26 protein-coding genes and 1 other annotated feature are annotated in these 25298 nt (G+C 39.7%); of the genes, 4 read left to right on the top strand and 22 right to left on the bottom strand.

The annotated features are described in order from the left end of the window. Positions 1 to 65: 65 nt before the first annotated feature. The 5 genes from MHI35_RS05530 to MHI35_RS05510 form a co-directional block, all read right to left on the bottom strand. Positions 66 to 977, bottom strand: a complete 912-nt coding sequence (locus tag MHI35_RS05530; protein WP_392387436.1) for an ABC transporter ATP-binding protein — start codon at positions 975 to 977, stop codon at positions 66 to 68. Between the two features lie 10 nt (positions 978 to 987). Then, entirely contained in the window at positions 988 to 2049 is a 1062-nt protein-coding gene (locus tag MHI35_RS05525; protein WP_144522764.1) for an ABC transporter ATP-binding protein, read from the bottom strand. A gap of 18 nt (positions 2050 to 2067) precedes the next feature. After that, positions 2068 to 3096 carry an oligopeptide ABC transporter permease gene (gene opp3C / locus MHI35_RS05520; RefSeq protein WP_144522763.1) on the bottom strand — a complete coding sequence of 343 codons (1029 nt, stop codon included), beginning with the start codon at positions 3094 to 3096 and terminating at the stop codon, positions 2068 to 2070. Continuing rightward, positions 3096 to 4025 carry an oligopeptide ABC transporter permease gene (gene opp3b / locus MHI35_RS05515; RefSeq protein ID WP_088003069.1) on the bottom strand — a complete coding sequence of 310 codons (930 nt, stop codon included), beginning with the start codon at positions 4023 to 4025 and terminating at the stop codon, positions 3096 to 3098. Before opp3b ends, opp3C begins: the two co-directional genes overlap by 1 nt. A 109-nt stretch (positions 4026 to 4134) precedes the next feature. After that, positions 4135 to 5793, bottom strand: a complete 1659-nt coding sequence (locus MHI35_RS05510; RefSeq protein WP_144522762.1) for a peptide ABC transporter substrate-binding protein — start codon at positions 5791 to 5793, stop codon at positions 4135 to 4137. 449 nt (positions 5794 to 6242) lie between these two features. On the opposite strand from MHI35_RS05510, the gene MHI35_RS05505 reads away from it, so the two are divergent. Together MHI35_RS05505 and trpS are read left to right on the top strand one after the other, a co-directional pair. Further along, on the top strand, positions 6243 to 6506 hold the full coding sequence (locus tag MHI35_RS05505) for a DUF3899 domain-containing protein (RefSeq protein ID WP_249407377.1): 264 nt from the start codon (positions 6243 to 6245) through the stop codon (positions 6504 to 6506). Between the two features lie 44 nt (positions 6507 to 6550). Further along, positions 6551 to 6769 (top strand) — a binding site (T-box leader). A 53-nt stretch (positions 6770 to 6822) separates the two neighbouring features. Continuing rightward, complete coding sequence (gene trpS, locus MHI35_RS05500) at positions 6823 to 7818, top strand: tryptophan--tRNA ligase (protein WP_012009563.1); 996 nt, start codon at positions 6823 to 6825, stop codon at positions 7816 to 7818. A gap of 35 nt (positions 7819 to 7853) precedes the next feature. Here the strand turns inward: trpS and MHI35_RS05495 are convergent, their stop codons facing one another. The 11 genes from MHI35_RS05495 to MHI35_RS05445 all read right to left on the bottom strand — a co-directional run bounded on the left by MHI35_RS05495 (position 7854) and on the right by MHI35_RS05445 (position 20053). After that, positions 7854 to 8606: a YjbA family protein gene (locus MHI35_RS05495; RefSeq protein WP_144522759.1), complete on the bottom strand. Its 753-nt coding sequence runs from the start codon at positions 8604 to 8606 to the stop codon at positions 7854 to 7856. Positions 8607 to 8678: 72 nt separating this feature from the next. Continuing rightward, complete coding sequence (locus MHI35_RS05490) at positions 8679 to 9956, bottom strand: MFS transporter (RefSeq protein WP_211063167.1); 1278 nt, start codon at positions 9954 to 9956, stop codon at positions 8679 to 8681. A 156-nt stretch (positions 9957 to 10112) separates the two neighbouring features. Continuing rightward, positions 10113 to 10865 carry an SAM-dependent methyltransferase gene (locus tag MHI35_RS05485; RefSeq protein WP_144522758.1) on the bottom strand — a complete coding sequence of 251 codons (753 nt, stop codon included), beginning with the start codon at positions 10863 to 10865 and terminating at the stop codon, positions 10113 to 10115. Positions 10866 to 10981: 116 nt separating this feature from the next. Then, entirely contained in the window at positions 10982 to 11881 is a 900-nt protein-coding gene (opp4C, locus tag MHI35_RS05480; protein ID WP_144522784.1) for an oligopeptide ABC transporter permease, read from the bottom strand. 33 nt (positions 11882 to 11914) lie between these two features. Further along, positions 11915 to 12865 carry an ABC transporter permease gene (locus MHI35_RS05475; RefSeq protein ID WP_335348884.1) on the bottom strand — a complete coding sequence of 317 codons (951 nt, stop codon included), beginning with the start codon at positions 12863 to 12865 and terminating at the stop codon, positions 11915 to 11917. Between the two features lie 229 nt (positions 12866 to 13094). Continuing rightward, a complete protein-coding gene (locus MHI35_RS05470; protein ID WP_211063169.1) occupies positions 13095 to 14726 on the bottom strand; it encodes a peptide-binding protein in 1632 nt (543 codons plus the stop codon). A gap of 83 nt (positions 14727 to 14809) precedes the next feature. Then, a complete protein-coding gene (locus tag MHI35_RS05465) occupies positions 14810 to 15832 on the bottom strand; it encodes an ABC transporter ATP-binding protein (protein WP_335348885.1) in 1023 nt (340 codons plus the stop codon). Next, complete coding sequence (locus MHI35_RS05460) at positions 15829 to 16809, bottom strand: ABC transporter ATP-binding protein (protein ID WP_211063170.1); 981 nt, start codon at positions 16807 to 16809, stop codon at positions 15829 to 15831. Before MHI35_RS05460 ends, MHI35_RS05465 begins: the two co-directional genes overlap by 4 nt. A 170-nt stretch (positions 16810 to 16979) precedes the next feature. Further along, entirely contained in the window at positions 16980 to 17774 is a 795-nt protein-coding gene (locus MHI35_RS05455; RefSeq protein WP_144522753.1) for a DUF2268 domain-containing protein, read from the bottom strand. Positions 17775 to 17851: 77 nt separating this feature from the next. Next, positions 17852 to 19093 carry a beta-ketoacyl-ACP synthase II gene (gene fabF / locus MHI35_RS05450; RefSeq protein WP_012009553.1) on the bottom strand — a complete coding sequence of 414 codons (1242 nt, stop codon included), beginning with the start codon at positions 19091 to 19093 and terminating at the stop codon, positions 17852 to 17854. Positions 19094 to 19114: 21 nt separating this feature from the next. Continuing rightward, on the bottom strand, positions 19115 to 20053 hold the full coding sequence (locus tag MHI35_RS05445; RefSeq protein WP_106041570.1) for a beta-ketoacyl-ACP synthase III: 939 nt from the start codon (positions 20051 to 20053) through the stop codon (positions 19115 to 19117). A gap of 169 nt (positions 20054 to 20222) precedes the next feature. Between MHI35_RS05445 and MHI35_RS05440 the strand changes: the two genes are divergently transcribed. After that, positions 20223 to 20456: a hypothetical protein gene (locus MHI35_RS05440; RefSeq protein ID WP_012009551.1), complete on the top strand. Its 234-nt coding sequence runs from the start codon at positions 20223 to 20225 to the stop codon at positions 20454 to 20456. A gap of 10 nt (positions 20457 to 20466) precedes the next feature. Here the strand turns inward: MHI35_RS05440 and MHI35_RS05435 are convergent, their stop codons facing one another. From MHI35_RS05435 to MHI35_RS05420, 4 genes are all read right to left on the bottom strand, one after another. Continuing rightward, on the bottom strand, positions 20467 to 20664 hold the full coding sequence (locus tag MHI35_RS05435) for a ComZ family protein (RefSeq protein WP_144522752.1): 198 nt from the start codon (positions 20662 to 20664) through the stop codon (positions 20467 to 20469). Between the two features lie 10 nt (positions 20665 to 20674). Then, complete coding sequence (locus tag MHI35_RS05430) at positions 20675 to 21637, bottom strand: BMP family ABC transporter substrate-binding protein (protein WP_211063171.1); 963 nt, start codon at positions 21635 to 21637, stop codon at positions 20675 to 20677. Between the two features lie 90 nt (positions 21638 to 21727). Further along, positions 21728 to 22303, bottom strand: coding sequence for a nad binding enzyme (locus MHI35_RS05425; protein ID WP_211063172.1), 576 nt, complete (start codon positions 22301 to 22303; stop codon positions 21728 to 21730). A gap of 75 nt (positions 22304 to 22378) precedes the next feature. Beyond that, positions 22379 to 23119, bottom strand: coding sequence for a hypothetical protein (locus MHI35_RS05420; protein WP_211063173.1), 741 nt, complete (start codon positions 23117 to 23119; stop codon positions 22379 to 22381). A 211-nt stretch (positions 23120 to 23330) separates the two neighbouring features. Here MHI35_RS05420 and MHI35_RS05415 point away from each other — a divergent pair, with 211 nt between their 5' ends. Next, positions 23331 to 23525: a YjzD family protein gene (locus MHI35_RS05415; protein WP_003211779.1), complete on the top strand. Its 195-nt coding sequence runs from the start codon at positions 23331 to 23333 to the stop codon at positions 23523 to 23525. 114 nt (positions 23526 to 23639) lie between these two features. On the opposite strand, the gene MHI35_RS05410 is transcribed toward MHI35_RS05415, so the two are convergent. Beyond that, on the bottom strand, positions 23640 to 24905 hold the full coding sequence (locus tag MHI35_RS05410; protein ID WP_335348886.1) for an MFS transporter: 1266 nt from the start codon (positions 24903 to 24905) through the stop codon (positions 23640 to 23642). Between the two features lie 170 nt (positions 24906 to 25075). Then, positions 25076 to 25255 (bottom strand): YjzC family protein, encoded by a 180-nt coding sequence (locus tag MHI35_RS05405; protein WP_003211282.1) that lies wholly within the window; start codon positions 25253 to 25255, stop codon positions 25076 to 25078. Positions 25256 to 25298 lie beyond the last annotated feature (43 nt).

The following is a 25298-nucleotide window of genomic DNA, read 5'->3' as shown; positions in this document are numbered from 1 at the left end:
TACCATCATCTCGTTTTTTTGTAAAATAAAAAAAGAAGCACTGACATAGCAGCGCTTCTTCCTTCTTATGATTGTTTTGCCTGAAGCTCTTTGAATTCTTCCTCTGTGCAGCTCACAAAGTGGCCTGGTTTCACTTCACGGAACTCAGTGTTCGTTCCTTTGTGAACAGATGGATCATACTTGATTCGTTTGCGGTTACGCTCATAATCTGGATCTGGAAGCGGAATCGCAGATAGTAATGATTTTGTATATGGATGAAGCGGGTTTTCGTATAATTCATTCGCTGGTGCCAGCTCTACCAATTTCCCGAAATACATTACGCCAATACGATCGCTGATGTATTTTACCATGGACAGGTCATGGGCAATGAATAAGTACGTTAAGCCTTTTTCTTCTTGAAGCTCTTTCATTAAGTTGACGACCTGTGCTTGAATCGACACATCTAATGCAGAGATTGGTTCATCCGCAATGATGAAATCTGGTTCAACTGCTAATGCACGGGCAATCCCGATACGCTGCCTTTGACCACCAGAGAATTCATGCGGGTATCTGTTAGCATGCTCTTTGTTCAAGCCAACAGTTTCAAGCAATTGGTACACGCGCTCTTTTCGTGCTTGCTTTGTTTTTGCTAGGCCATGAATGTCGATGCCTTCTGCAATGATGTCTTCAACTTTCATTCTTGGATTGAGAGAGGCATATGGATCCTGAAAGATCATTTGCATTTTTCGATTAAATTGCTTCAGATCAGTAGTCGATTTTTTATCATGAACATTCTGTCCATTAAAAATAACCTCACCATCTGTTGCATTATACAAACGTATGATACTTCTTCCAGTAGTAGATTTTCCGCAACCAGATTCACCTACTAGCCCCAATGTTTCCCCTCTATAAATATGGAAGCTAACATCATCAACAGCTTTTACTTCATTTGGTTTGCCCACATTAAAATATTGCTTAAGATTATTCACCTGTAAAATAACATCTTTTTCACTCAATGTGATCCCCCCCTTTTTGCGCTTTAAATTGTCGCATTCTTTGCTTAATCGATTCAGGAGGTTCTACTTTTGGTGCATTAGGGTGTAATAGCCATGTAGCTGCATAATGCGTTTCTGACACTTGATATAAAGGCGGCTGCTGTTCAAAATCGATTTTCATCGCATATTGATTTCTAGCAGCAAACGGGTCACCTTTTGGAGGATTTAGCAGGTCTGGCGGCGTACCAGGTATAGCAAATAATTTCTCCTCTTTTGCGTCCAGACTAGGCATAGAACTTAATAATCCCCAAGTATAAGGATGCTGTGGGTTATAGAAAATCTCATCAACTGTACCAATCTCAACAATTTGACCACCATACATAACCGCTACACGATCAGCTACATTCGCAACGACCCCTAAATCATGCGTAATAAAGATAATCGATGTTTCAATTTTCTTTTGTAGATCCTTCATCAGTTCTAAAATTTGCGCTTGAATTGTAACATCTAACGCTGTTGTCGGCTCATCTGCAATTAATATTTTAGGATTACAAGCAAGAGCAATTGCCACCACAACCCTTTGTCTCATACCCCCTGAAAATTGATGAGGATATTGCTTAAATCTTTGTTCAGGTTTTGGAATACCTACAAGGCGGAGTAGTTCAAGCGCTCTTTTTCTAGCTTCTTCTTTACTAGCATTTTGATGTTTTAAAATTGGTTCTATAATTTGTTTGCCAATTGTCATCGTAGGATTTAAAGAGGTCATTGGATCTTGAAAGACCATTGCAATATCTTTCCCACGTATTTTTTGCATTTGTTTATCAGAAAGTTTTGTTAAATTTTTGTCTTGAAACAAAATCTCGCCTTTTTTCACTTCAGAGTTAGATTTAGGAAGCAACCCCATGATTGATTTTGAAGTAACCGATTTTCCTGAACCCGATTCTCCAACAATGGCAAGCGTCTCGCCTTTCTTTAATTCAAAATTCACACCTCTTATCGCCTTGACTTCACCAGCAAACGTGTGAAATGAGATATTTAAATCATTTACTTTTAGAATGGTTTCTTGTTTATTCATCATCATCACCGTCCCGTACTAATCTTTCATTTTTGGATCAAGTGCATCTCTCACACCGTCGGCAACAAGGTTAAAGACGATCATGATAACACTAATGATAATTGCTGGATAAACCATTTGATATGGGAAAGCAATCATTGATTTAAATCCGTCTTCAATTAACGTCCCTAGTGAAGCTTGTGGCTCTTGGAGGCCTAAACCAATAAAACTTAAGAATGCTTCGAAGAAAATTGCACTAGGAATGGTGAACATTGTATTAATAATCATCACACCTGTTAAGTTTGGCAACATGTGTTTAAAGATAATTTTAAAGTTGCTTAATCCCAAAGTTCTAGCGGCTAGTACATATTCCTGTTCTTTCAGCTTCATGACTTGGGCTCGTACAACCCTGGCCATACTGATCCACCCGGTAATACTTAGAGCAATAATAATTGGAATAATCCCTGGCTTTAAGACGAGAATCATTAATATGACAACGATCAAGTTGGGAATACCCATTAGAACCTCTAAAACACGTTGCATCGCATTATCAATTTTTCCGCCAAAATAACCAGAAATAGCACCATAAGCAACACCAATAATTAAATCGATCACAGCTGCAACAACAGCAATAAGTAGTGAGATTTGAGTTCCTTTCCACACACGTGTAAATAGATCTCTCCCAAGATTATCCGTACCAAACCAGTAGTAATGATCAATTCCTTTTTGTTCATAAGGATTGACCACATCACCACTTTTCAGCGTTCTTTCCCCAGTAAATGGAAGGAAACTAACATGCTCTAATCCTTGGATTCGAGGTGGTAGGTTCGCTTCAGACGTTGTCTGAGTACTAAAATCTTTACCACTAATTAACGGTCCGACGATAGCCATGAATACAATTAAAAATAAAATCACTAAACTTACAACTGCGGCTTTATTCTTTTTGATTCTAAGCCATGCGTCTTGCCAATAATTCAGACTAGGTTTTTCAATTTTTTCAGCAGAAAATGTATCAACACCAGCGGGCTCAAATAGACTTTTATCAATTTTTTCTTCTTGCTGTTTCATCATTTGTTACCCCCTGCTACACGAATTCTCGGATCGATAATTCCATATAGAATATCGACAATAAATACAACCACAACAAAAAGAACGGCGAATAAAATGGTTGTTCCCATAATAACTGGATAGTCATTTACAGTAATTGCTTTAACAAACTGCTCACCAATTCCAGGAATTGAGAAGATTTTCTCTATTACGAGAGACCCCGTCATTAAACTAACAGTTAGTGGACCAAGAACTGTAACAACAGGGATCAACGCATTTCTCATTGCATGCTTAAATGCTAATTCGAAATAGCCTGCTCCTTTGGCCTTTGCTAGTAAAATATAGTCTGTCTCAAGAACTTCAACCATTTCTGTTCGCATAAAGCGTGCACAAATGGAGATAGGGAACATAGCTAATGCTATTGTGGGCAAAATTGTATACTCGAATCCATTCCAAAATTGAGTTGGTAGTAATCCCAATTTCACCGCAATAAAGTATTGAAGTAATCCCGCGAATACAAAACTCGGTATTGATTTACCGATAACTGCCAAGAAAGTAGCAGAATAATCTATCCATGTGTTCTGCCTTAAAGCTCCAACTACTCCCAAGAAGATACCAACAATCGTTCCTATAATAATCGCTTGAAGGCCTAGGACAGCAGATGGTCCTACTCGGTATGAAAGAAGTTCTGTTACGGAGGTATTGTTGAATTGGAATGAAACACCTAAATCTCCAGTGAATGTATTAATCAAGTAGTGAAAGTATTGAACTGGAATAGGCTGATCTAGCCCATATTTGGCATTAAGTACTGCTTGTTGTGCTTCTGACAATTTTTGAGCATTAACAAAAGGAGAACCCGGAATGAGTTTCATTAAGAAAAAAGTGATTGAAACAATGATGAAGAGGGTAACGACCATGAAGCCAACCCGTCTAATTAAGTATTTCAGCATACTTGCACCTCCTGATAAAACTGACTTTTCTGTATATTTCGACATATTTCTTTCAGTGAAAAAGAGAGTATATTCAGAGAATACACTCTCTTTTCTATAAGATTGTTAATTATCCTTCAATTTTCATCCATTTGTAGCTGAATTCTGGTCCAACCTTGTGAATGACAAACCCTTTAACTTTGTTACTAATCAGATAATTAGTTGCTCTCTGATAGATTGGTGAAAGTCCTGCGTCATCTTGTAGTAATACTTTTTCAGCTTCTTGTAAAGCTTTCCAGCGTTCTTCAGGTTTAGCAGCTAACTTACCAGATGCATCTTTTAAGAGTTGATCATATTTCTTATTAGAGTATCCCATGTGGTTGTTTCCGCCACCTGTGATAAATAAGTCAGAGAATGTGATCGGGTCAAGATAATCTGGGCCCCATCCAGCCATCTGTAGATCGTAATCCTCTTTCTTATCACGATCAATACGAGTAGCAAAAGGAACACTTTGAATATTAATATCTAAGCCAGGTAAAGTTTTCTCAAGCTGGTCTTTAATGAAAGCTCCGATTGTTTTAGCAGTCTCAGAATCATCACCTAAGTAATTAAGCGTTACTTTAGACGTTCCTAATTCTTTTAGACCTTTTTCGAAAAGTTTCTTAGCTTCATCTTTGTTTGTTTCTAAGTATTTAGGCATTCCATCGCGGAAGTCTTTTCCGTTTTCATCATGTACAAAGTCTTTTGGAATTTGATAGTTTGCAGCAACTGAACCATTCTGCAATACATCTTTTACAAACGCTTCTTTGTCAATTGCTGTTGCAATTGCACGACGAACATTTTCATTCTTTAATGATTTATTTCCTTGGTTCATTTTCAACCAGAACACAGTAGGTTCTAGTAATCTTTTCATTCGCTTATCACCCTCGTACTGAGAGATGATTGCAGGAGTTGATAACTTAGGTGTAATATCAGCTTCTCCAGCTTCGAATGCGTTAACTGCTGCTTGTGGATCTTTAGATACTTTAAAAGTAAGTTTTGTCATAGAGACGTTCTTTTTGTCCCAGTATTCTTCATTCTTTTTGTATTCCCAAGTTGTTGCTTGTGGTCCATCCCAAGAAGAAAGTTCATACGGTCCATTGTACACAAGGTTCTTTGCAGTTTTCGCATATTTATCACCTTGTTCTTTAACGAACTTTTCATTCACTGGATAGAAAGTTGGGAATGAAAGTAGAGATTGGAAGTAAGGAATTGGTTTTTCAAGTGTAATTTGCAATTCTTTATCGCTTACAGCTTTAATTCCTAGTTCGTCAGGCTTTGCTTTTTTGTTGTAAACCTTATCAGCATTTTTGATCTTACCAACCATCATATATGGGCCATACTCAGACTTTTGTTCTGGATCTAAAGCACGTTGCCAAGCGTAAACGAAGTCTTGAGCTTTAACTGGATCACCATTAGACCATTTGGCATCTTTTAGTTTAATGTTATAAACTGTTTTATCTTTGTTAGCTACTGGTTCGCCATCCGCCATACCAGGTACTAATTCTTCTTTATCATTGAATCGATACAAACCCTCAAAAACGTTATTCATAGTTGTGAAACTAATTGTATCACTTGCTTGGATTGTATCCATTGCAGGCATTTCCTGTGATTCTAAAATTGTAGCCTCTTGTTTTGAATCTTTGGATGCAGTGCCCTTGTCGCTACTTTGTTTACCTGAACATGCAGATACAAAAATAGTCAGCACCAATAAAAAAACTAAAAGCAGTGAAAATTTAGACTTTTTCATCTAGTTGTTGACCTCCCCTTCATAAATGAACTACAGGAACTATTATACTAGCAAATAAGTAATTGTGCATTCATTTTTTTAAGAAAATTTTCATATTTCGATGATTTTTTAATAAATTTATTAAAAAATTGAAACAAATTGGGTATTTCCCTTTAATTTTGTGATCTGAAATACCTAATCAGAAGTCATCCTGTCTATACATTTGGCAATCTTCATGATTCATTGTAAACTGATATCAAGAATTTTGTTAAAACAACTGCTTAATTCCTTGTTTCGTTTTTCTTATATAGTGAAAGTCTCGAATTAAATATTTTTATTGCTATTTTAGTACAGTAAAGTTTTAATGCACAGGAGTGATTGTTATCAGATTTTTTATTCTTTTAATTAGTTCTAATTGCCTTATATTTATTTTAAGTTTCATTTTTTATGGCCACTTCTCTCTCTTAAGTATGATTAACATCACTTTTTATTTAGCATCGATCACTTTGCTAATATGGTTATCGTTAATCACTTTAAAAAGTGGTTTTTTTGATCGAACAGCTTACAGCTTTCGAAAGGTATTTGATTCATTAAACAAGCAAAAGAGCACTATTGACGATGATTTAAACAAACATTTATCATCATCATTCCAAAGTAATTTTCCCTCCATGAAAATAATAGGTTTTAGCTTATTAATTGAAATGTTTATTCTGCTCTTCATTTATTATATATAGGCTTTGACTTTTGATTTTTGCTTCATTATAATGAATTCAATTATACTGTTGCGATGAAAAAGAAGAGTACATATATTCACCATTTATAGAGAGTCTGCGGCCGGTGTGAGCAGACAATGGCATATATGGAATGGGCTTTGGAGCAGCTAACCGAACACTTTTGAAAGTAAGTAGGCTTAGACGGAGCAGTCTCCGATATCAACGTCTTGAGTGATTTCCATGTGAAATAACAAGGGTGGTACCACGGTTCATTCGTCCCTTTTCTGTTGAAAAGTGACGAGTGGGCCTTTTTATATTGAAGAAAAGAGGTTTTAGTATGACAAAGAAGACAATTTTTTCAGGCATTCAGCCGAGCGGTTCGGTCACATTGGGGAACTATATTGGAGCGATGAAGCAATTTGTCGATTTGCAGCATGATTATCACGGCTATTTTTGTGTCGTCGATCAGCATGCGATTACAGTGAGTCAGGACAGGCTAGCTCTTCGCCAAAACATTAGAAGCTTAGCAGCTCTTTATTTAGCAGTTGGACTTGATCCAGAGAAGGCGACATTGTTTATCCAATCAGAGGTACCTGCTCACGCCCAGGCAGGATGGATGCTTCAATGTGTTGCTTATATTGGGGAATTAGAGAGAATGACTCAATTTAAGGATAAATCCGCTGGTAAGGAAGCGGTTGTTTCAGGACTATTAACGTATCCCCCATTAATGGCTGGAGATATCTTATTATATGGTACTGATTTAGTCCCTGTCGGAGAAGATCAAAAGCAGCATCTTGAATTGACTAGAACGCTTGCTGAACGTTTTAACCGCAAATACAATGACATCTTCACCGTACCTGAAGTGAAGATTCCAAAAGAAGGCGCTCGGATTATGTCTTTAGCAGACCCAACAAAAAAGATGAGCAAATCCGATCCGAACCAAAAATCTTTCATTACCTTATTAGATGAACCAAAGCAGCTTGAAAAGAAAATCAAAAGTGCTGTGACGGATTCAGAAGGCATCGTTAAATACGACAAAGAGAACAAGCCTGGCATTGCGAACTTACTGACGATTTATTCTGTGTTAGGCAACATATCAATTGCAGAGCTTGAACAAAAGTACGAAGGCAAAGGGTATGGTGAATTTAAGGGAGATCTTGCGAACGTCGTCGTTGATGCTTTGAAACCAATTCAAGATCGATACTATGAACTCATTGAGTCAGATGAGCTTGACCGCATTCTTGACGAAGGTGCTGAAAAAGCAAATCGCGCAGCAAATAAAATGCTGAAAAAAATGGAGAATGCAATGGGTCTAGGTAGAAAACGCAAATAAAAAAAGCTTGCAGCACATCACGCTGCAAGCTTTTTCTAATTCACCTTTGATTCATTTTCCATTTCCCAAAGCTTTTCAAAAAATGGCTGTCCCTTAATCATTTTTTCACAGAATGCTAAATGATTGTCTGACCATCCATCAATGGTTTCATTGTAAAGCATGTTCCAAATCTCTTCGAATGACATTCGCTTAATTTGATTGTACATACGTGGGTTCCATTCCGTATACCAATACGCAATCTCCGCCCTGTTTTGAAGACCTTTTAATTGATCGAGCGCCATAAACATGAGCTGCTTCAACTGTCTTTCTTTTCTTGTTAGTCCGCTAATGTGCTGCGGCGGTAAAGACAAAATATGATACTCCTTCGACGACTCAAGACTGTCCTGAGAAAATTCATATTCCTCAGCCTTCACATCTTTCACCATTTCATACACCAATTGCTCCTGCCTCGGGATTAAGCGGCTTTTCCTCACAGGAATGGAATACCCAATCGTATCCACCGCAATAATCCGGATACCGTCCGTCACCACAAAGCAATATTCTAGTTTACGCCGTTCATGATTTTTTCGAATATATGATTTCTCAAATACAGATTCTAGCAGCGTCTTCGGCAGTTCTGAAAGATCATTCTCTATGTAATCATACAAAGGACTTTGCACCTTAAGTAAAGGTACTTGATCTAACAGCTCCACACTGTCCTCCTTACGCCACTCATGAAAATGACACACATTGTAGCCATTTTCTTCCCCTTCAAACCAATTCACCCATACGTCATGAAGAAATAACATAACCAATCCCTCACTTTATAAAAACTGTTGTCCACAGTATGGGCAAGGGATAGAGAAATTATTCCAACTTTATTAAACTTCGAGCTGGGCAACTGATGGTTTGTCTTTATTTTTTCTCGTGACAGTTAATAAGGCGGAAAAACCTTTCATCCGCATTGAGAATAAACTGATAACGAGCAGTACTAAGCCAGAGATGGCTGTAATCCATATGACACCAATATATTTTGAAAACATACCGGCAATGATTAATCCAAGAATGATACCGAAGTTAGAGAACATTTGTAAGATGGACATTGCACGTCCTCTATAAGCATTTGGAGTAAGCCCTAGAAATAAACTGCTAATCGGCACATTCAAGAAAGCATTCATTAAGCCGATACCAAACACCCAAAGGTAGACTGGTGGTAACCCAAACAGTGCTTCTAGAAACTCAACCGGTATGATGACCATCATCCAAATTCCCATAAAGATCGTCGTTGTCATTAAAATAGAACCAGGTTTGAATTTTCCAAGCAAGTAAGGACCTAAAATGGAACCGATGACGGCTCCGATACCTGAAAATGCTTCAATCATCCCAAAATGAAAACCTGATACTTGAAACTCGTGCAGCAAAATAGAGTTGGATGTAGTATTAAAAATTCCTGCGATAAACATGACTTGCGTTAATAAAAGGATTAAAAAAGCAAGTGGTGCTGATTGAAATACGACCTTCAATCCTTGCTTGATCGCCGTCCATTGTTTTTCTTTAGACGTTGAAAGGCTCGATTCCCCAGTTTTATTGTTCTTTTTCACAAGTACAGCCGTCAGCAAGATAAAACATGCGGATAGACTATAAGTAAAAATATCGATAATCAGTAGAGCTGTCGGTGAAAAGAAAAGAAGAAGTAGGCCTGCAATTCCAGGACCCGCAATTTGCATCACGGAATAAATACTTTGAGAAACCCCCATCGCTTCTGTAATATTTTTCTCTCCCACTACAACCGGAATATACGAGGAGCGCGCTGGATAAAAAAAAGCACTTCCTATACCTGATAAAAAAACGAGGATAATGACATACACTGGATGGTGTAAACTAAAGATCATTCCTATTAATATGAAGGACCGAAATAAATCGGCTGCAATCATAATATGATGTTTTTTAAATCGGTCTGCCGCAACACCACCAAATAAGCCAAAGAAAAACATGGGTGAATATTGACAAAATAACACAAATCCAATTAATAACGGATCATTTGATGTAGTTCCAACCACATAAAGGATGACAATAGTGGTAAGACCGTCCCCAAAACGGGAAAATAATTGTGCCATACAAAACATAAGAAATTGTGGCTGCTTCAGGATAGCGATCAATAAAATCAACCCCTCAATCTTCTCGTCTGAACTATTTATTTACGTAAGAAAGTGCGTGTGATTGAACACGCACTTCTCAGAATGAATATAAAAGTTAATTATTTTGTGATGATGATAATAACGTTTGTTTTCATATGACTCACCCCCTTTAATGCTTCATTTTGTGCATAAAAGTATCGTGTTGTGAGCTTCTACGTTATATGAATTACTTTCAAAATCTCCATAAATATGTTTGACGATAAAACCAGCATCTTTTAGCATATTTGTGATTTCAGCTACACTATATAACCGCATTGTGATGACATGGTTGGTTGTTTTGTAATTCACTATCCTTGTTTGTTCTATTTTAATAGTGCTGTTTACTATATCTAACTGTCTTTTTTCTAAGGCATAGCCTGTCTTTTCATCTCCAAACCAGATAAGTGGATGGAAATACTTAATAAGAAATTCTCGATTTGCAAGGTGAAGTAGTAATGTTCCACCTTCATTTAAACATGAATACATGGACCTCAGCATTTTCATGTTCTCCTCATCTGACATATAGACAATCGATGTTTCCATATTAAGCACAACATCATACGTTCTAGAGGGATGGAAATATCTTCCATCTTCTAAAAATGTTGTCACTTGGTGATTTGACTCTTTTTCAATATGCGCCAAAAAATCCTGATTAATATCCAGTCCATCTATTTGAAAGCCTGCCTGCCAAAGTTTAAGCAGGTGTCTTCCATGTCCACAACAAAAATCTAAAATGTGCGGATGATCATAGTTTTGAAGAATTTTTCTTTGAATAAAGTCAACTTCCACATCCACATTTTGAGATAAAAGACGTGAGTAAATCTCTTTATACTGGAAACCAAAAAAATTTGTACCATCATCTGAAATTGGTGTTTCCACTTTAACAGACAATAAGGAGCCCCCCTCTCAATCTCTTATTCACTGTAAATCTATGGTACTATATCAAATTTCCTTTTTCAACCATTTTTGATATAAAAATACATTTTTTGTTACTTAAGTACGTCAAATTACTTTAATTTTTTAGGATCAAGGGCATCTCTTAGTCCATCACCTAAGAAGTTAAAGCATAAAACGGTCAGCAATATGAGTAAACCTGGGAAGAGTGGATACCACCACGCTTGCACCATAATCGAGAAGTTTTGTGCATCTTGTAGCATGTTGCCCCAGCTCGCGGTTGGCGGCTGTATGCCAAATCCTAGATAGCTCAGCGTTGATTCAGCTAAAATGACGGAACCTACTTTAAGGGTTGCTGACACAATAATAGGACCGATACAGTTCGGTAAAATATGTGAAAAGATGATGACATGGTTTTTCGTTCCAATGGTTCTTGCTGCGAGTACGAATTCTCTTGTTCGCAGTGATAAAAATTCACTGCGGATCAGTCTCGCGGTTGTGGTCCAGCCGGTCAAAGCAAAGATTAAAATCAATTTATCAATGCCCGGTTTGAAAATGGTGACGAGCGTGATTAAGAGAAAAATGTCAGGGATCGACAACACGACATCCACACACCTCATTAACAAGGAATCAACAAATCCTTTGAAATACCCTGCTACCGCTCCGACCACAGTGCCAATGGTAATCGCACCGACCACCGAGACGAAACCGACTAATAAAGAGACTCTCGCGCCATAAAGCACCCTTGAGAAAATATCTCGGCCAAACTTGTCAGTTCCCATCAAATGCTCTGCACTTGGCGGCTGGAGCCGTTTTAATAAATCTTGCTGCTCTGGTGCGTAAGGGGCAATCACAGGAGCGAAGATGGCTGAAAAGATAATGATTAATAAGATCACGGAGCCGGCAACCGCCAATTTATTTTTGAAAAATTTCTCACAAAATAAACGCAGCATCGTCTCTGGCTTTGGCGGAAGTCCCTCTTTTAATTTGAGATCAACAGGAGGTGTTCCCATATTAGGCTGTGCCAATTGTGCTTCAGCTCCCTTCTAATATTCAATACGCGGATCAACGATCGCATAGAGAATATCCGCAATTAAATTTCCAACGACCACGAGCACTGCGGAAATAACAGTCATCGCCATAATGACCGGATAATCTCTCGAAAAGGCAGAATCAATAAACAGCTTCCCTAATCCTGGCCAAGTGAAGATTTGCTCCACCACGACTGCGCCGCCAATAAAGGATGGAATCATCAATCCGAAAATTGTAATGACAGGCATAAGACCGTTTCTTAACCCGTGCTTGAAAATGACTTTGTTTTCTCGAAAGCCTTTCGCTCTTGCTGTACGAATGTAATCCTGCCTCATGACATCAAGCATGCTCGATCTTGTGTACCGCGTGAGCCCTGCCATATCAGCGGTTGCTAAAACAAAGGCTGGTAAAATGATATGATGGAGCCGGTCAAATAGATTAAAATCGGCGTTTAAGGTAGAGACGCCGCCTGTCGGGAACCACCCTAAATTCACAGATAACACCATAATTAAGATGAGTCCAAACCAAAAGTTCGGAATAGCCAGTCCGACAAAAGATGTAACTGTAATGCCGTAATCTAGCTTTGTATATGGACGTTTTGCTGAAAGAACACCGAATGGGATGGCGATAATCAGGGCAACTAATGTAGAAAAAATCATGAGGATGAGGGTATTTGGCAGCCTAGCAAAAATCAAATCAGCCACGGGCGTTCCCTTTTTCACAATGGAGGTGCCAAAGTCACCTTGAAGCATATTGCCAAGCCATTTCATATACTGCACATATTCAGGATCGTTCAAGCCGTACTTATCAATAAAAGCTTCCCGGTCTGCCGCACTAATGGTTGGGTCCATCATAAGTGACATTGGATCGCCTGGTGCTGCTTTCATAATGGCGAAGGACAAAATGGTAATCCCAAATAAGATGGGAATGTAAAGCAGTGTCCTTCTAATGATATATGTAACCATATGCACAACTCCTTTTTCATCGGATCGCCATACTGTGATGAAAAAGGGCTAAAAGGATCTTTCTTTTAGCCCTCTGTCTTCATTACAATGTGATATCAGAACCCTTTCAATCTAACTGGTGCTAAGTGAATGTAATTATCGTGAGCACCAGCACGCCAGACTGACACGGGATGGAAGGGGTCATCTTCACGCTAAAAGGAGAGAACTTTCCTCTTCTTTCACTAACAACCTACTGTTCAATCCACCATTTCTCGATTTTGTAATACTCATCTTTCGGGTGGTATGAGTAGCCTTGGAGATTAGATGGCATCGCGCGATGTGAGTTGGCATAGTAAAGGAACGTATATGGTTGATCTTCTGCAATTAGCTCATAAATTTTTTCATATGCTTTTGAATATTCTTTTCGATCACTTAAATTCTTGGCATCTACTAACAGCTTATCGACCTCTTTATTTTTATACCAGATGTTATTCAAGCCCTTTTCTGACTGGCTTGAGTGGAAGATGCTGTATTGATCAGGGAATGTCGCAAGGCTCCAGCCGAGCAGTAGCGCATCATAATCCCATTTTGGCGGTGTCGTTTGTTCAATAAGTGCGCTGAATTCCACAATTTGCGGCTTCGCTTCCACACCAATTTCCTTGAGCTGCTGCTGGACAACGACAGCAATGTCTTCACGGACTTTGTTTCCTTGGTTGGTCTTTATGACAAAGGAGAATTTTTTTCCATCCTTATCAAGATAGCCATCTCCATCTGTATCCTCCCAGCCCTCTTCTTTCAGCATTTTTTTCGCTTTTTCTTGATCAAACTCAAACACTGGAACACTACTATTCTTTGGATAGTTCCATGACAGCGGACTCTCTGGAATGTTGGCTACTTTGCCGTCTCCATCTAACACTTGATCAACAATCGTTTGGCGGTCAATGGCATGTGTGAGCGCCTGTCGCACTTTTTTACTTTTAAAGAGTTCATTTTTCTGATTCCAGCCAATGTATGAATAATTGAGTCCGAGATCAGATTCAATTTTAATGTTGCTGATTTTTTCAGCTGTTTGCAGCTCAGATCCCGGCACAGCAAAGAAATCAATATCACCTGCTGAAAGCTGGGCAATTGCTGCATTCTGATCAGGAATGGTTTTAATCGTGACGGTATCAAGGTATGGGCGTCCATCCCAATAATCGTCAAAGGCTTCTAGTTTCACGTAGTCGCCTTCTTTCCACTCGGCAAATTTAAATGGACCTGAACCAATTGGTTTTTTTCGGTTAAATTCATTTTCACCGAGATCCTTTACAGGCACATCACCTAAAATATGCTTAGGCAAAATGCCGTAGCTTCCTAGTGTGACATTATAGAAATAAGGATCTTTTTTATTGAGCTTGAATTCGATAGAGTAATCTCCTGTCTTTTTAACAGAATCTAATACTTCAAAGCCAGATCCGCGCTCCCCGTTGTAGTCCTTATTGATCGGAATGCTGTATGTAAACACAACATCATCAGCTGTCAGTTCCTCACCATCATGAAACTTTACACCTTTTTTAATGGTCACATCAAACTGCTTGCCGTCATCAGATTCTTTAATATCTTCTGCGAGTGATAGCTGAGGGTTCAGCTTTCCATCAGTTTGAAGTAAAAAGCTGTAGATTCTTTCTTCAATATCAGAGCTCGCCACATCTGTTGAATAAAGCGAATTAAATAGTGTTGGTTCTGCAATGGAGCCGATGACAAGATCTCCGCCCTGTACAGGTTTACCGGTGGATTTCTTTTCATTGTCTCCAGAGGTTTTATTTCCACTAGAGCAAGCCGCAAGCATGAGTGTGAAGATCAGCAATAAACTAATTAATATGGATTTTCTATTTCTATTCATATACAATTCCCCCTATCCTTTTTTAAAAATGACGACAGATGCCGCTTCATCCCCCCTCTCAAAGATGAAATCATGCAAGCCGATTAAGCGTCGTAAAGGTGACAGGCAACGAAGTGGTTTGGTTTTAATTCTTGAAATGCTGGTATTTCTTCTTGACAGATTTGTTTCGCATGCGGACATCTTGTGTGAAATACGCACCCTTTTGGCGGATTTGCAGGACTTGGTAAATCGCCTTGAAGCATGATCCGTTCTCTTTTGATCTGCCCCTTTTTACGGGTAACTGGGACTGAAGAAAGCAGTGCCTGTGTATATGGGTGGAGCGGTTCATCGTATAGGCTATGCTTATCGGCAAGCTCCATCATTTTGCCGAGATACATCACGCCGACTCGATCACTAATGTGCCTAACCACACTTAAGTCGTGAGAGATAAATAGATAGGTCAGGTCAAATTCCTCCTGAAGCTCCTCCATTAGATTAATCACCTGCGCCTGAATGGATACATCAAGTGCTGATACCGGCTCGTCTGCAATGATCATTTCGGGATTCATAGCAAGCGCACGAGCAATGCCAATTCGCTGCCTCTGTCCGCCAGAAAATTCATGGGGATAGCGATTTGCAAAGCTTGGATGAAGGCCCACCTTTGATAAAAGCTGTTCTACTTTTTCATTTCTTTCTTTTAAGGAATATAAGTGATGTGTTTTGTAGGGTTCTTTGATGATGCTTCGAAGTGTTTTTCTAGGGTTGAGTGATGCAAAGGGATCTTGAAAAACCATTTGAATGTTTTTTCGTGTTGATTGTCTTAGCTTTGATTCTGATACGCGGGAGATATCTTGCCCTTTAAAAAGGATTTGACCGTCAGTTGGTTCATATAAACGAATCATGGTCCGGCCTAATGTTGATTTACCGCATCCTGATTCCCCCACTATCCCTAACGTTTCACCTTTATAAATCTTCAAATCTATGCCGTCAACAGCTTTGACTGCACCGACTTTCTTCTGAAAGACGCCTGCTTTAATCGGAAAATATTTTTTAACCTGTCTCAGTTCAAGAATGGTTTCTTTCTCTATTAGATCTGTTGCATGTGGTTGATTTTGAGCAAGGGTCATGTTTGGGCTGCCTCCTCATATAAGAAGCATCTGACGCTTCTGCCATTTTCAAAAGTCCTCAGCTTAGGTAGCTCTCCTAGGCATCGCTCCTTCACTTGCGGGCATCTAGGAGCAAAGCGGCAGCCGGCTGGAAGCTGATCTGGTGCAGGGACATTCCCTCTTATCGCTGTTAGCGGCTGTATGTCTCCGTCAATGACAGGAATCGATTCAAGCAGCCCTTCTGTATAAGGATGAAGCGGCTGATCAAATAATTCTTCGACAGTCCCATTTTCAACAACCTGTCCGCAGTACATGACAATGACTCGATCTGCCACTTCAGACACGACACCTAGATCATGCGTAATGAGGAGAATCGATGTACCAAATGTCGTGCATAGATCTTTCATCAATGTGAGCACCTGGGCTTGAATCGTAACATCTAGGGCAGTTGTCGGCTCATCTGCAATGAGAAGCTTCGGATCACAGCTTAGCGCAATGGCAATCATCACTCTTTGCCGCATGCCGCCTGATAAACGGTGCGGATAATCTTTGATGATTTGTTCCGGTCTGGAAAAACCAACAAGCTTCAGTAGATCAATCGCTTTTTTCGTCGCTTCTTTTTTTGAAAGTTTTTTGTGATAGATGAGGATTTCTGTTATTTGTTCACCGATGGTTAGGACGGGATTAAGTGAGGTCATGGGCTCCTGAAAGATCATTGATACGTCATTACCACGAATGCTGCATAATTCCTTTTCACCATATGTAACGAGATCCTTGCCATCAAGCTTGATGGAACCGTCCATAATTTTTCCACCAGTGCCGTTAATCAAGCCCATAATGGATAAGGACGTAATGCTTTTACCAGATCCAGACTCACCGACTAATGCGACAGTTTCTCCTCTGTTGATGCTGAAATCAACGCCGTCTACAGCAGGTATCGCTTCTTTTTTTCGAAAAAAATAGGTTTTTAAGTTCTGCACTTCAAGCAGGGTGGTCATGTATTCGCCCCTTTCACCATCAATCAATCAAGATCGATCTAAAAATTGCGCCTTTTTTGAATAAAAAGAATTATCAAAATTTATATTTGTATATTATTACATTGTTATGACGAAATCAAGAAGAATTTAGTAAATTTGTAATATGTCTCTTTTTATGTGAATCATTCACTTTATGAGTCTATCGCCTTTAAAAAAGTTTCGGACGGCTCTGCAATCATAGACTCCTCGCTGATTCTGTGCTCATTGAAATACTTTTTCACAATATAATACCCAGTGGCGTAACCAAGCATTTTGGGGTAGTTCCCTTTTCCATAAAGGAGGTTCCGTATCAGTCTTTCGTCGTCCTGCACTTTTTGATCAAGATGACTGGATACCCATTTCTGATACATACGCTGAAGCTGCGATTCGTCATAGAGAGTGGTCCATTTGGCTGTATAGCTTTCTCCGTATCTATGATACACAGCATATTCAGCGAGCCCCTCCATCATGATTGTATCAAGGAATGTAAAATCTTTTTCTTCTTTCGTGAGAAAATGTAACCTGCATACATGGTGATATTCATGAGTCAGCAATGTACCGATGCGTTCTTTCGGGGTATTTGGCGACAAAAACAGAAAGACCTTGTCGTCAAATGCCATGCCAGATTGATAATAAAATTGCTCTCTAATTTCTCTGCTGCTCTCATTGACTGGCAAAATAAAGACTGGAATGTCAGGGCCTTTCCACTGCTTTTGTAGCGCCCTGTATTCTTTCATGACGAGCTGGAAGTACCCTGTTTCTTTGAGCTGGTCGATCATGTCTTTGCATGATGTAAAAGACCGAATCATGCCGTGATGCTGCAGGTGGGAGAGAATAGAGGACCATTCTTTTTCCTCCGCCCCTTTAAAATAAGGAACAAAGCGCGACGCAAGCTCCTGAAATGATGAAGATTGATGAATGAGATATTGTGTATTGACTAGACCCATACTGCTAAACACCTCCATTTTCATCATATGCAAAAAAGCGGCGATCTGTTTATAGATCGCCGCCTTCTTAGGAAATATTATGCTTCGTATTTTTTAAAGATAATTGTCGCATTATGTCCGCCAAAGCCAAGTGAGTTACTTAGAGCCACTTGTACTTCTTTTGAACGTGCTTCATTTGCCACATAATCAAGATCACATTCTTCATCCGGTGTTTCAAGGTTAATGGTTGGAGGAATGACGCTGTCTTTAATCGCAAGTACAGAGAAAATAGCTTCTACTCCGCCTGCTGCGCCAAGTAAGTGACCTGTCATCGATTTTGTCGAACTGATCGCAAGCTGATTTGCATGCTCTCCGAACACTTCTTTAATCGCCATTGTTTCAAATTTATCATTGTACGGTGTGCTTGTTCCGTGGGCATTGATATAATCAATTTCTTCCACAGACAAACCAGCATCTCGAATTGCTTCTTTCATTGCGCGGACGCCGCCTTCTCCGTTTGGAGCCGGTGCTGTAATATGATACGCATCTCCAGTTGATCCGTATCCAACGATTTCTGCATAAATCGTCGCGCCACGTTTTAATGCATGCTCAAGTTCTTCAAGGACGACAATCCCTGCACCTTCACCCATAACAAATCCGTCACGGTTTTTGTCAAATGGACGGCTTGCTGTCTCTGGATCAGGATTTGTCGAAAGAGCTTTGTTCGCACAGAAGCCAGCAAACGACATTTTTGTTAACGGCGCTTCTGTTCCGCCTGTGATCATCGCATCTGCATCTCCGCGCTGAATGACTTTAAATGCATCACCAATTGAGTTTGTACCTGTTGCACATGCTGTTACAGTACAAGAGTTAACCCCTTTTGCGCCAAGTGCAATGGAAATTTGGCCTGTTGCCATATCTGGAATCATCATTGGAACGAAGAACGGGCTAACGCGTCTTGCTCCTTTATTTGAATACACCTCAAACTGCTCTTCAAATGTTTCAAGTCCGCCAATACCAGACCCAACCCATACACCAACACGCGGTGCGATTTCATCTGTGATTTCAAGACGTGAATCTTCTAGCGCCTTTTGAGCAGCAACGACAGCATATTGCGTGAAGCGTGCCATTTTTCGTGCTTCTTTTTTCTCCATGTAATCTTCAATGTTAAAATCTTTTAATTCTGCAGCCACTTTTGCTGTATATTCACTTGAGTCGACACGTGTGATTGGTCCAACTCCTGATACACCTGCTAAAGCATTTTTCCATGTTGATTCTACATCGTTGCCAAGAGGTGTCAAAGCACCCAATCCTGTAACAACTACTCGTTTTTTATCCATTAATTTGTGCACCTCACTCTTTTATCGGCCCCATCGCATAGCGATTGCGCCCCACGTTAATCCGCCACCAAAACCTACCATTACAATCACATCGCCGTCATGAATTTTTCCGGCTTCGATTTCTTCACATAGTGAAATTGGAATGGATGCTGCTGATGTGTTTCCATATTTATGGACTGTCTTCGACATTTTTTCAACTGGCAGCTCTAGGCGTTCGCGGGCTGCTTCCATAATGCGAATGTTTGCTTGATGCGGGATCAAGAAGTCAACGTCTTCTTTTGATAGTCCAGCTTTTTCGATAACGTTTACGCTTGACTCGCCCATTTGTCTTACAGCAAATTTAAATACTTCTCGTCCATTCATGATTGTATGATCTTTTTCATCTAAGTACAAGTGCTTACCGCCTCTTCCATCGGCTCCAAGCTCAAATGAGAGAATTCCTTTCCCTTCGCTGACCTCTCCTAACACAGCAGCCCCTGCTCCATCTCCAAACAGAACAGCAGTATTGCGGTCATCCCAGTCGGTAATGCGAGAAAGTTTTTCAACGCCAACGACGAGCACGTGCTTGAACGTACCTGATTCGATAAATTGTTTTCCAGTAACAAGCCCATACATAAAGCCAGCACACGCAGCGCTAATATCCATTGCACATGCTTTATGTGCACCGAGCTGCTCTTGAATCATACAAGCGACTGTCGGAAATGCTTGATCTGGCGTGACTGTCGCCACAAGAATCATATCGATATCTTCTGCAGCTACATTTGCGTCAGCTAATGCTTTTTTTGCAGCAGCAAGCGCCATATGTGATGTATTAACATCATCAGAAGCAATTCTTCTTTCTTCTATACCTGTTCTAGTACGAATCCATTCGTCAGAAGTTTCAACCATTTTTTCTAAATCAAGATTTGTTAACACTTTTTCAGGTATATAGCGGCCAAGGCCAATAATTCCAGCATTCATTGAATAAGACTCCTTTTACTCATACGAGCATGTGATATTGTGATCTTATATTAGTATCTGGTACTAATTTTACCTTATTTTTTTCTCCTTGGCAATACAAACGTCTAACCTTTCCTCTCACTTCTTTCATAGATTATTGATATACCAGTAGTAGAAAGGAGCATTTGATATGGCACAAAAAGATATTTTTTCAGCGATGATGTTTGGTCAGCCGCTTGAAAAGGAGAAAAGCAAGACAGAAACAAAGGAGGAACGCGTGGAGACAACTTCAAGTGAAGACTCCATAGACTACATGCATGTCATGAATCAAATTGGCAACATTATGAACTCCATCGATGAGCTGAAGCCTGTGTTTAAAGATGTTGGTCCTATGATTAGTGCCTTCAAGAAAAAATTATCATAAAAAAAAGCCACTATTCTGTGGCTTTTTCTGTTTCTGCATCTGCTTTTCCAAGCTCATATGCCTCTTGCATGACAGATGTAAACAATGATAAAAGCGGCTGAAGAGCCTCAGGCTCAAGCTGAATACCAGCTTTATCTAATTCTTCTTTTGCCTGCGGAAAATACTTCATGGCAATTTGTAAAAATTCCATCGATTTTTCGTGCTGCATCGTCATATCCTCACTTTTCATTTGGCAGTTTGCCCGTTTTTTTGTAAGTCGCAATATCACTCTCAATGTCTTTCAAAAAAGCACGGTCAATGGTAGAACTAAATTTCCCCATTTCGATCACTCCTTCTTTAAAGTCAAAGGAGTACTCACCTTGTTCATTTAGCTTGCCTTCATTAAATTTCTTCGCAATAATACTGTACGCTTTATCCACATGCTGAACAGTGCTTGTTAAGACGGTATGACTACCAAGGTTGGATTGATCGGTGACATATCCGATCGCTGATAAATTATCGGCTTTGATTTGTTCAATGACAGGGATATTATAACCATCACCTGCTGGATATACAACATCTACGCCCTGTTTTTTCAATTTTTGATAGAGCTCCACGGCTTTGTCCGCATCATCCCAGTTTTCGACAAACTCGGCAAGCACTTGTACATGTTCATCTTGATACTTTGCACCTTTGATAAAGCCATCTACTTCGCTTTGCCAATCATATGTAGCAAGAATACCAATCTTTTTTGATTTTGACATATGTGCTGCTGTCATGCCTCCAAAAAAGCCCATCGCTTCACCTTTAAATGTCACATTCGCAACATTATCCGCCTGGGGCTTGTTTCCATTTACCGTGATAAATTGCGTTTTCGGATAATCTTCACTAATGATATTGAAAATTTCGCTGTATTCACTGCCATGGCCAATAATCAAATTGACTCCTTTTTTGTGAAATTCTTCAATGGCATCAACGATTTTCTCTTTGTCGACCATTCCTTCCTTATAATAAACATCTACACCAAATGTCGATTGAATATTTAATAAGCCTTTATAACCTTTCGTTCCCCAAACTTGATCATTAATTGTATCGGGGACGAGTAAACCCACCTTCTCAATCTGTCCTTTTAAAGGTGCCTGTGAGCAGGCAGATAATAGGAGAAGGAACGAAAAGATCATGACAAGCCGCTGATACTTCATGCCATGTTCAACTCCCTTTGCCACATGCAGGCATGAACCTGTATGTTAAATATAGGTTTATTTTATACTGAAAAAAGATAAGATGGAAGATCATTCTTGCTTTTTGTCGAAAAATGTTGAGTTTTGTCTTTTCCATTCTGCTATCATTTCTTCTGCTTCTTTGTCATCTGTTTGTCTCTCTACCTTCAATTCATGTGTTATTTCCTGTCTTTGTTCAGCGCCTGATACCCACTTGAACAAATCCCTTGCGACATCTTCTACAAAAAATGCTTCTTCATGCTTCGTTCTTTCTTCATCAAGTGTCCATGGTCCAAACATGCGAGGAAGAATAACTACTGGCACATTCTGATTGGATGATTTATCTTCAGTTTTTTCATAAAGAACGCGGTACATGCCATGCGCCGCTTTCAAGCCTTCCTGCCTTTTATCTGGTTCTTCTGATTGAATAAAGATCAGATCATACGTGTCTTTCCCATCCTGAAGGTCAATAACACGGAAAAGATCATTTCTGCCGAGCCACATCATTCGTTCTTCTAATAACCTCTTTTGCTCTTCTGTTTGCCCATGAGGACATGTGATATCCACTTGCATGCCCTCTTTCATCATATATTCACACAGCGCTAGGCCAAAAAATTCATCTGCCCCTATGATCAATCCTGTCTCCATGTTCATGTCCCCTTTTTTAGCTTATCGAATAAAAAGAAGAGCCCTTTCCATGAAGGGCTGTTATCATCCTATTCATCACAATTCTCTTTCATGCGATTTATAAAACTTGTGAATGGATTGAAAGATTCTTCTCGGATGATCAAACATATGCAAGGTGAGATCGATCTGACAATGCTCTGGATTCTTCATGTGCTGATCAATAAAAGGCTTTGCATGCAGTTCATATGCATAAGGTGCACCGTTTAGTCTTTGCCATATGTGAATCGGCACATGAGCAGAATGAACAGGGCAAGCTGGGAGCGGATACGTTTCCGCTTCCTTTTCGGAGCAGTCGTAGCTCTTCGCTAATTCTTTGATGAGCTGTTTATAAAAGAATTTGTGCTCCTTTTCTCTTTCTCGTTGTGCATGGAGATGCAGACATGGATTCACCAGTGCAATGGATCTTAGCACTTCTGGCATCTCTTCAGCAAGGCTCATAGCAACGAGTGCACCCATCCCCTCTGCCAGCACATGAATTTCCCGGTTGAGTATTTCTTGTTTTAATGTGTGATGAACGAGCTGCTTTGTACTAAAAACAGCATCTTCGCATCCCCAGTGATTCCCATGAAGATGACTATTAAACAATGTATATCCTTCATCCTTTAAGGCAGTTAAAAGCTGGTTTCTTCCATAGTGCTGAAGCCAGAATGATGTATTTTCCTGCACAAAGTGATTTCGGTCACCGAGGATAAGAATGCCAAAGCCATTTGGTTTTTGAGGAAGGTGAATGACGTTCCACTGGGAACCAAGCTGGAAAAACCGTTCGCTTACACCCATATGGCCAGCCTCCTTTCAGTGATTCTGCTTTCTATGATATGAACAACAACTCTTGTAGGAATAAGGAAATCCCCTAATGACAGAAGAATTCTTTTTATTTTTATAGCAGAAGGTCTAAAAATGGTCACATAAAGGCTAAAACAGTCTTTTCCCCTCACTCGTATCTATGGTATGATAATCAATAGATTGTTACATAAAGGACGGTGGGATTATGCATTATATTATCACCCTCATTTGGACTTTTCTGCTGACACATATGGCTGGTTACATCGTTGCTTCGATGAATGGTGCTGCTTATGACTTTACTTTGACTTCTATTCTTGCAGTGGTGTTTACGGTTATTTTATTCATCTTTGCTGAAGTAAGTCCAATGAAAGAAACGGAAAGTTCAACAAAACACTCTTAATACGTAAGAGATGGATGTGAGAAAGAGCTAAAATGATCTTGATTTTAGCTCTTTTTCTTTTTGCTTGAAAAGCGGTACGCTAAAACCCCCTGCAGCCACAGGGGGTTTTTTTGATTACACCTCGACGGTTTCGGACTTCTGTTTGTCTACTGTCAAATGGCTTTTCGCAAGCCCTGTAAACAGGAAGATCGCGATACCTGATAAAATTTCAAGGACCCCACCGCCAGCAATGACAGGCCCCGCTCCAAATCTTTCTGCCAGGACACCTGATACGACAGCTGCAAGCGGGAGGAAAACATTTGATGAAGCATTGATCACCGCGTATACTTGCGGTTGATCATCTTGGTCGACAGACGTTTGAATAATGACCATTTCCGGTACATTGATCGCACTAACGGCGGCACCGAATATAAAGGAAGCAAGTAGAACAACCGGCAGCCATGTACTCATCCCTGTGATAAAGAATGCAGCTCCTTCAATCATACCAGCGACAATAAAGAACAAACCAAATCTCTTAATTTTCACTTTCGCTAGAGCAAAGCCCATCATAAACGCGCCGACTGCAGCAACACCTCTTAAAATGGAATACACCATGGAATCGCTTTGCAATGCTTCTGCTACATATACAGCAGAAAGTGCCTGCCACGGAGCTGCGGCGACATTCATTAAAATACAATACAACGTCAACGCAAATAAAATGTGATGATTTTTGACGACGAGAAACCCTCTTTTTAAGTTATACAAATATGTATTCTTTGCTTGTTTAATGTCTGCTGCTTTGCCTTCATCGGTTTTCTTTAATTTAACACCGATAATAAACAGGCCAGATATGATAAATAAGGCAGTGGTGATGAGCAGAGTATCTGCAGGTCCGATTAATTTGACCAAGAGACCAGCCACCATGACTGCTGCAAGTGCGACAATTTCAAAAGAAGATTGCAGAATGGCATTTGCTTTTTGAATGAGATGCTTCGGTACAATCTGCGGTAAAATCGCCACCGAGGCTGGGTTATACGCTGCACCTGTTGCCGATTGAATAACCATTAATGAGATCAATAACCATAATGGCAATAGATGCGAAAAATGCAGTAGCGGAATAATGAGTACAATGGTTGCTCGAACGACATCTGAAGCGAACATCCATTTAGACAAATGGTGCTTTTTCATAAGAGGTCCTAGTATAGGGGCTAGCAAAGATGAAGGAAGTACGGTTACTGCTAGGAGAAGTCCTGTACCGAGCGCTCCATCCCCTCTCAAAATCAATAGCCAAAGGACGGATGTAAAAGCAAAACTTTCTCCTGTGTTTTTGATGAGTCTTGATATGAATAATGAGGTGAAGCGTTTATTCCAAACACTATCACTGAGATTCGTCTTTTCCATCACACAAATCCTTTCAACAATTTAATCTTATTTACATATTTTACCTTAAATACTCTTTTATTCATACTATTTATTTGAAAATTTGAACTTAATTGTTTTTTATTATAAAGAAAAAAGAGGCATGACACATGCCTCTAAAGACTTATTCCAACCGACTCTTAGTCAATTGCTTATGGCTTTCTCTGATAGGTCCAAACACGGTTATGGTTCGAGTTATCCGGAAAGACATCGCCTGCTTGAAGCTTAATCTTTAAAGGATCTTTCACCATACTGCCGGTTTCACCGATCTCGACGTACACACCATTATTTGGTGCTTTATTCCCTGATTTAAACTGATGCTGCTGACCCATTTTCATCCTCCTTTCTCATTGATGTTATTATGTCCCGTGACTT

Source organism: Bacillus sp. FSL K6-3459 (assembly GCF_038003305.1).
Taxonomy (GTDB): domain Bacteria; phylum Bacillota; class Bacilli; order Bacillales; family Bacillaceae; genus Bacillus; species Bacillus pumilus_O.
Note: the sequence above shows the minus strand (reverse complement) of the source record. Positions and strands in the feature narration are given on the sequence as shown.

Bases quoted from the DNA above. Each gene is read 5' to 3' on its own strand.
- MHI35_RS05435 (WP_144522752.1), bottom strand. From the start codon at position 20,664: ATGCAGCACGAAAAATCGATGGAATTTTTACAAATTGCCATGAAGTAT.
- fabF (WP_012009553.1), bottom strand. From the start codon at position 19,093: ATGGATAAAAAACGAGTAGTTGTTACAGGATTGGGTGCTTTGACACCT.
- MHI35_RS05410 (WP_335348886.1), bottom strand. From the start codon at position 24,905: ATGGAAAAGACGAATCTCAGTGATAGTGTTTGGAATAAACGCTTCACC.
- MHI35_RS05420 (WP_211063173.1), bottom strand. From the start codon at position 23,119: ATGGGTGTAAGCGAACGGTTTTTCCAGCTTGGTTCCCAGTGGAACGTC.
- opp3C (WP_144522763.1), bottom strand. From the start codon at position 3,096: ATGAAACAGCAAGAAGAAAAAATTGATAAAAGTCTATTTGAGCCCGCT.
- MHI35_RS05505 (WP_249407377.1), top strand. From the start codon at position 6,243: ATGATTAACATCACTTTTTATTTAGCATCGATCACTTTGCTAATATGG.
- opp4C (WP_144522784.1), bottom strand. From the start codon at position 11,881: ATGGGAACACCTCCTGTTGATCTCAAATTAAAAGAGGGACTTCCGCCA.
- MHI35_RS05405 (WP_003211282.1), bottom strand. From the start codon at position 25,255: ATGGGTCAGCAGCATCAGTTTAAATCAGGGAATAAAGCACCAAATAAT.
- MHI35_RS05460 (WP_211063170.1), bottom strand. From the start codon at position 16,809: ATGACCACCCTGCTTGAAGTGCAGAACTTAAAAACCTATTTTTTTCGA.
- MHI35_RS05510 (WP_144522762.1), bottom strand. From the start codon at position 5,793: ATGAAAAAGTCTAAATTTTCACTGCTTTTAGTTTTTTTATTGGTGCTG.
- MHI35_RS05475 (WP_335348884.1), bottom strand. From the start codon at position 12,865: ATGGTTACATATATCATTAGAAGGACACTGCTTTACATTCCCATCTTA.
- MHI35_RS05440 (WP_012009551.1), top strand. From the start codon at position 20,223: ATGGCACAAAAAGATATTTTTTCAGCGATGATGTTTGGTCAGCCGCTT.
- MHI35_RS05465 (WP_335348885.1), bottom strand. From the start codon at position 15,832: ATGACCCTTGCTCAAAATCAACCACATGCAACAGATCTAATAGAGAAA.
- MHI35_RS05425 (WP_211063172.1), bottom strand. From the start codon at position 22,303: ATGGAGACAGGATTGATCATAGGGGCAGATGAATTTTTTGGCCTAGCG.
- MHI35_RS05470 (WP_211063169.1), bottom strand. From the start codon at position 14,726: ATGAATAGAAATAGAAAATCCATATTAATTAGTTTATTGCTGATCTTC.
- MHI35_RS05415 (WP_003211779.1), top strand. From the start codon at position 23,331: ATGCATTATATTATCACCCTCATTTGGACTTTTCTGCTGACACATATG.
- MHI35_RS05525 (WP_144522764.1), bottom strand. From the start codon at position 2,049: ATGAATAAACAAGAAACCATTCTAAAAGTAAATGATTTAAATATCTCA.
- trpS (WP_012009563.1), top strand. From the start codon at position 6,823: ATGACAAAGAAGACAATTTTTTCAGGCATTCAGCCGAGCGGTTCGGTC.
- MHI35_RS05495 (WP_144522759.1), bottom strand. From the start codon at position 8,606: ATGTTATTTCTTCATGACGTATGGGTGAATTGGTTTGAAGGGGAAGAA.
- MHI35_RS05430 (WP_211063171.1), bottom strand. From the start codon at position 21,637: ATGAAGTATCAGCGGCTTGTCATGATCTTTTCGTTCCTTCTCCTATTA.
- MHI35_RS05445 (WP_106041570.1), bottom strand. From the start codon at position 20,053: ATGAATGCTGGAATTATTGGCCTTGGCCGCTATATACCTGAAAAAGTG.
- MHI35_RS05455 (WP_144522753.1), bottom strand. From the start codon at position 17,774: ATGGGTCTAGTCAATACACAATATCTCATTCATCAATCTTCATCATTT.
- opp3b (WP_088003069.1), bottom strand. From the start codon at position 4,025: ATGCTGAAATACTTAATTAGACGGGTTGGCTTCATGGTCGTTACCCTC.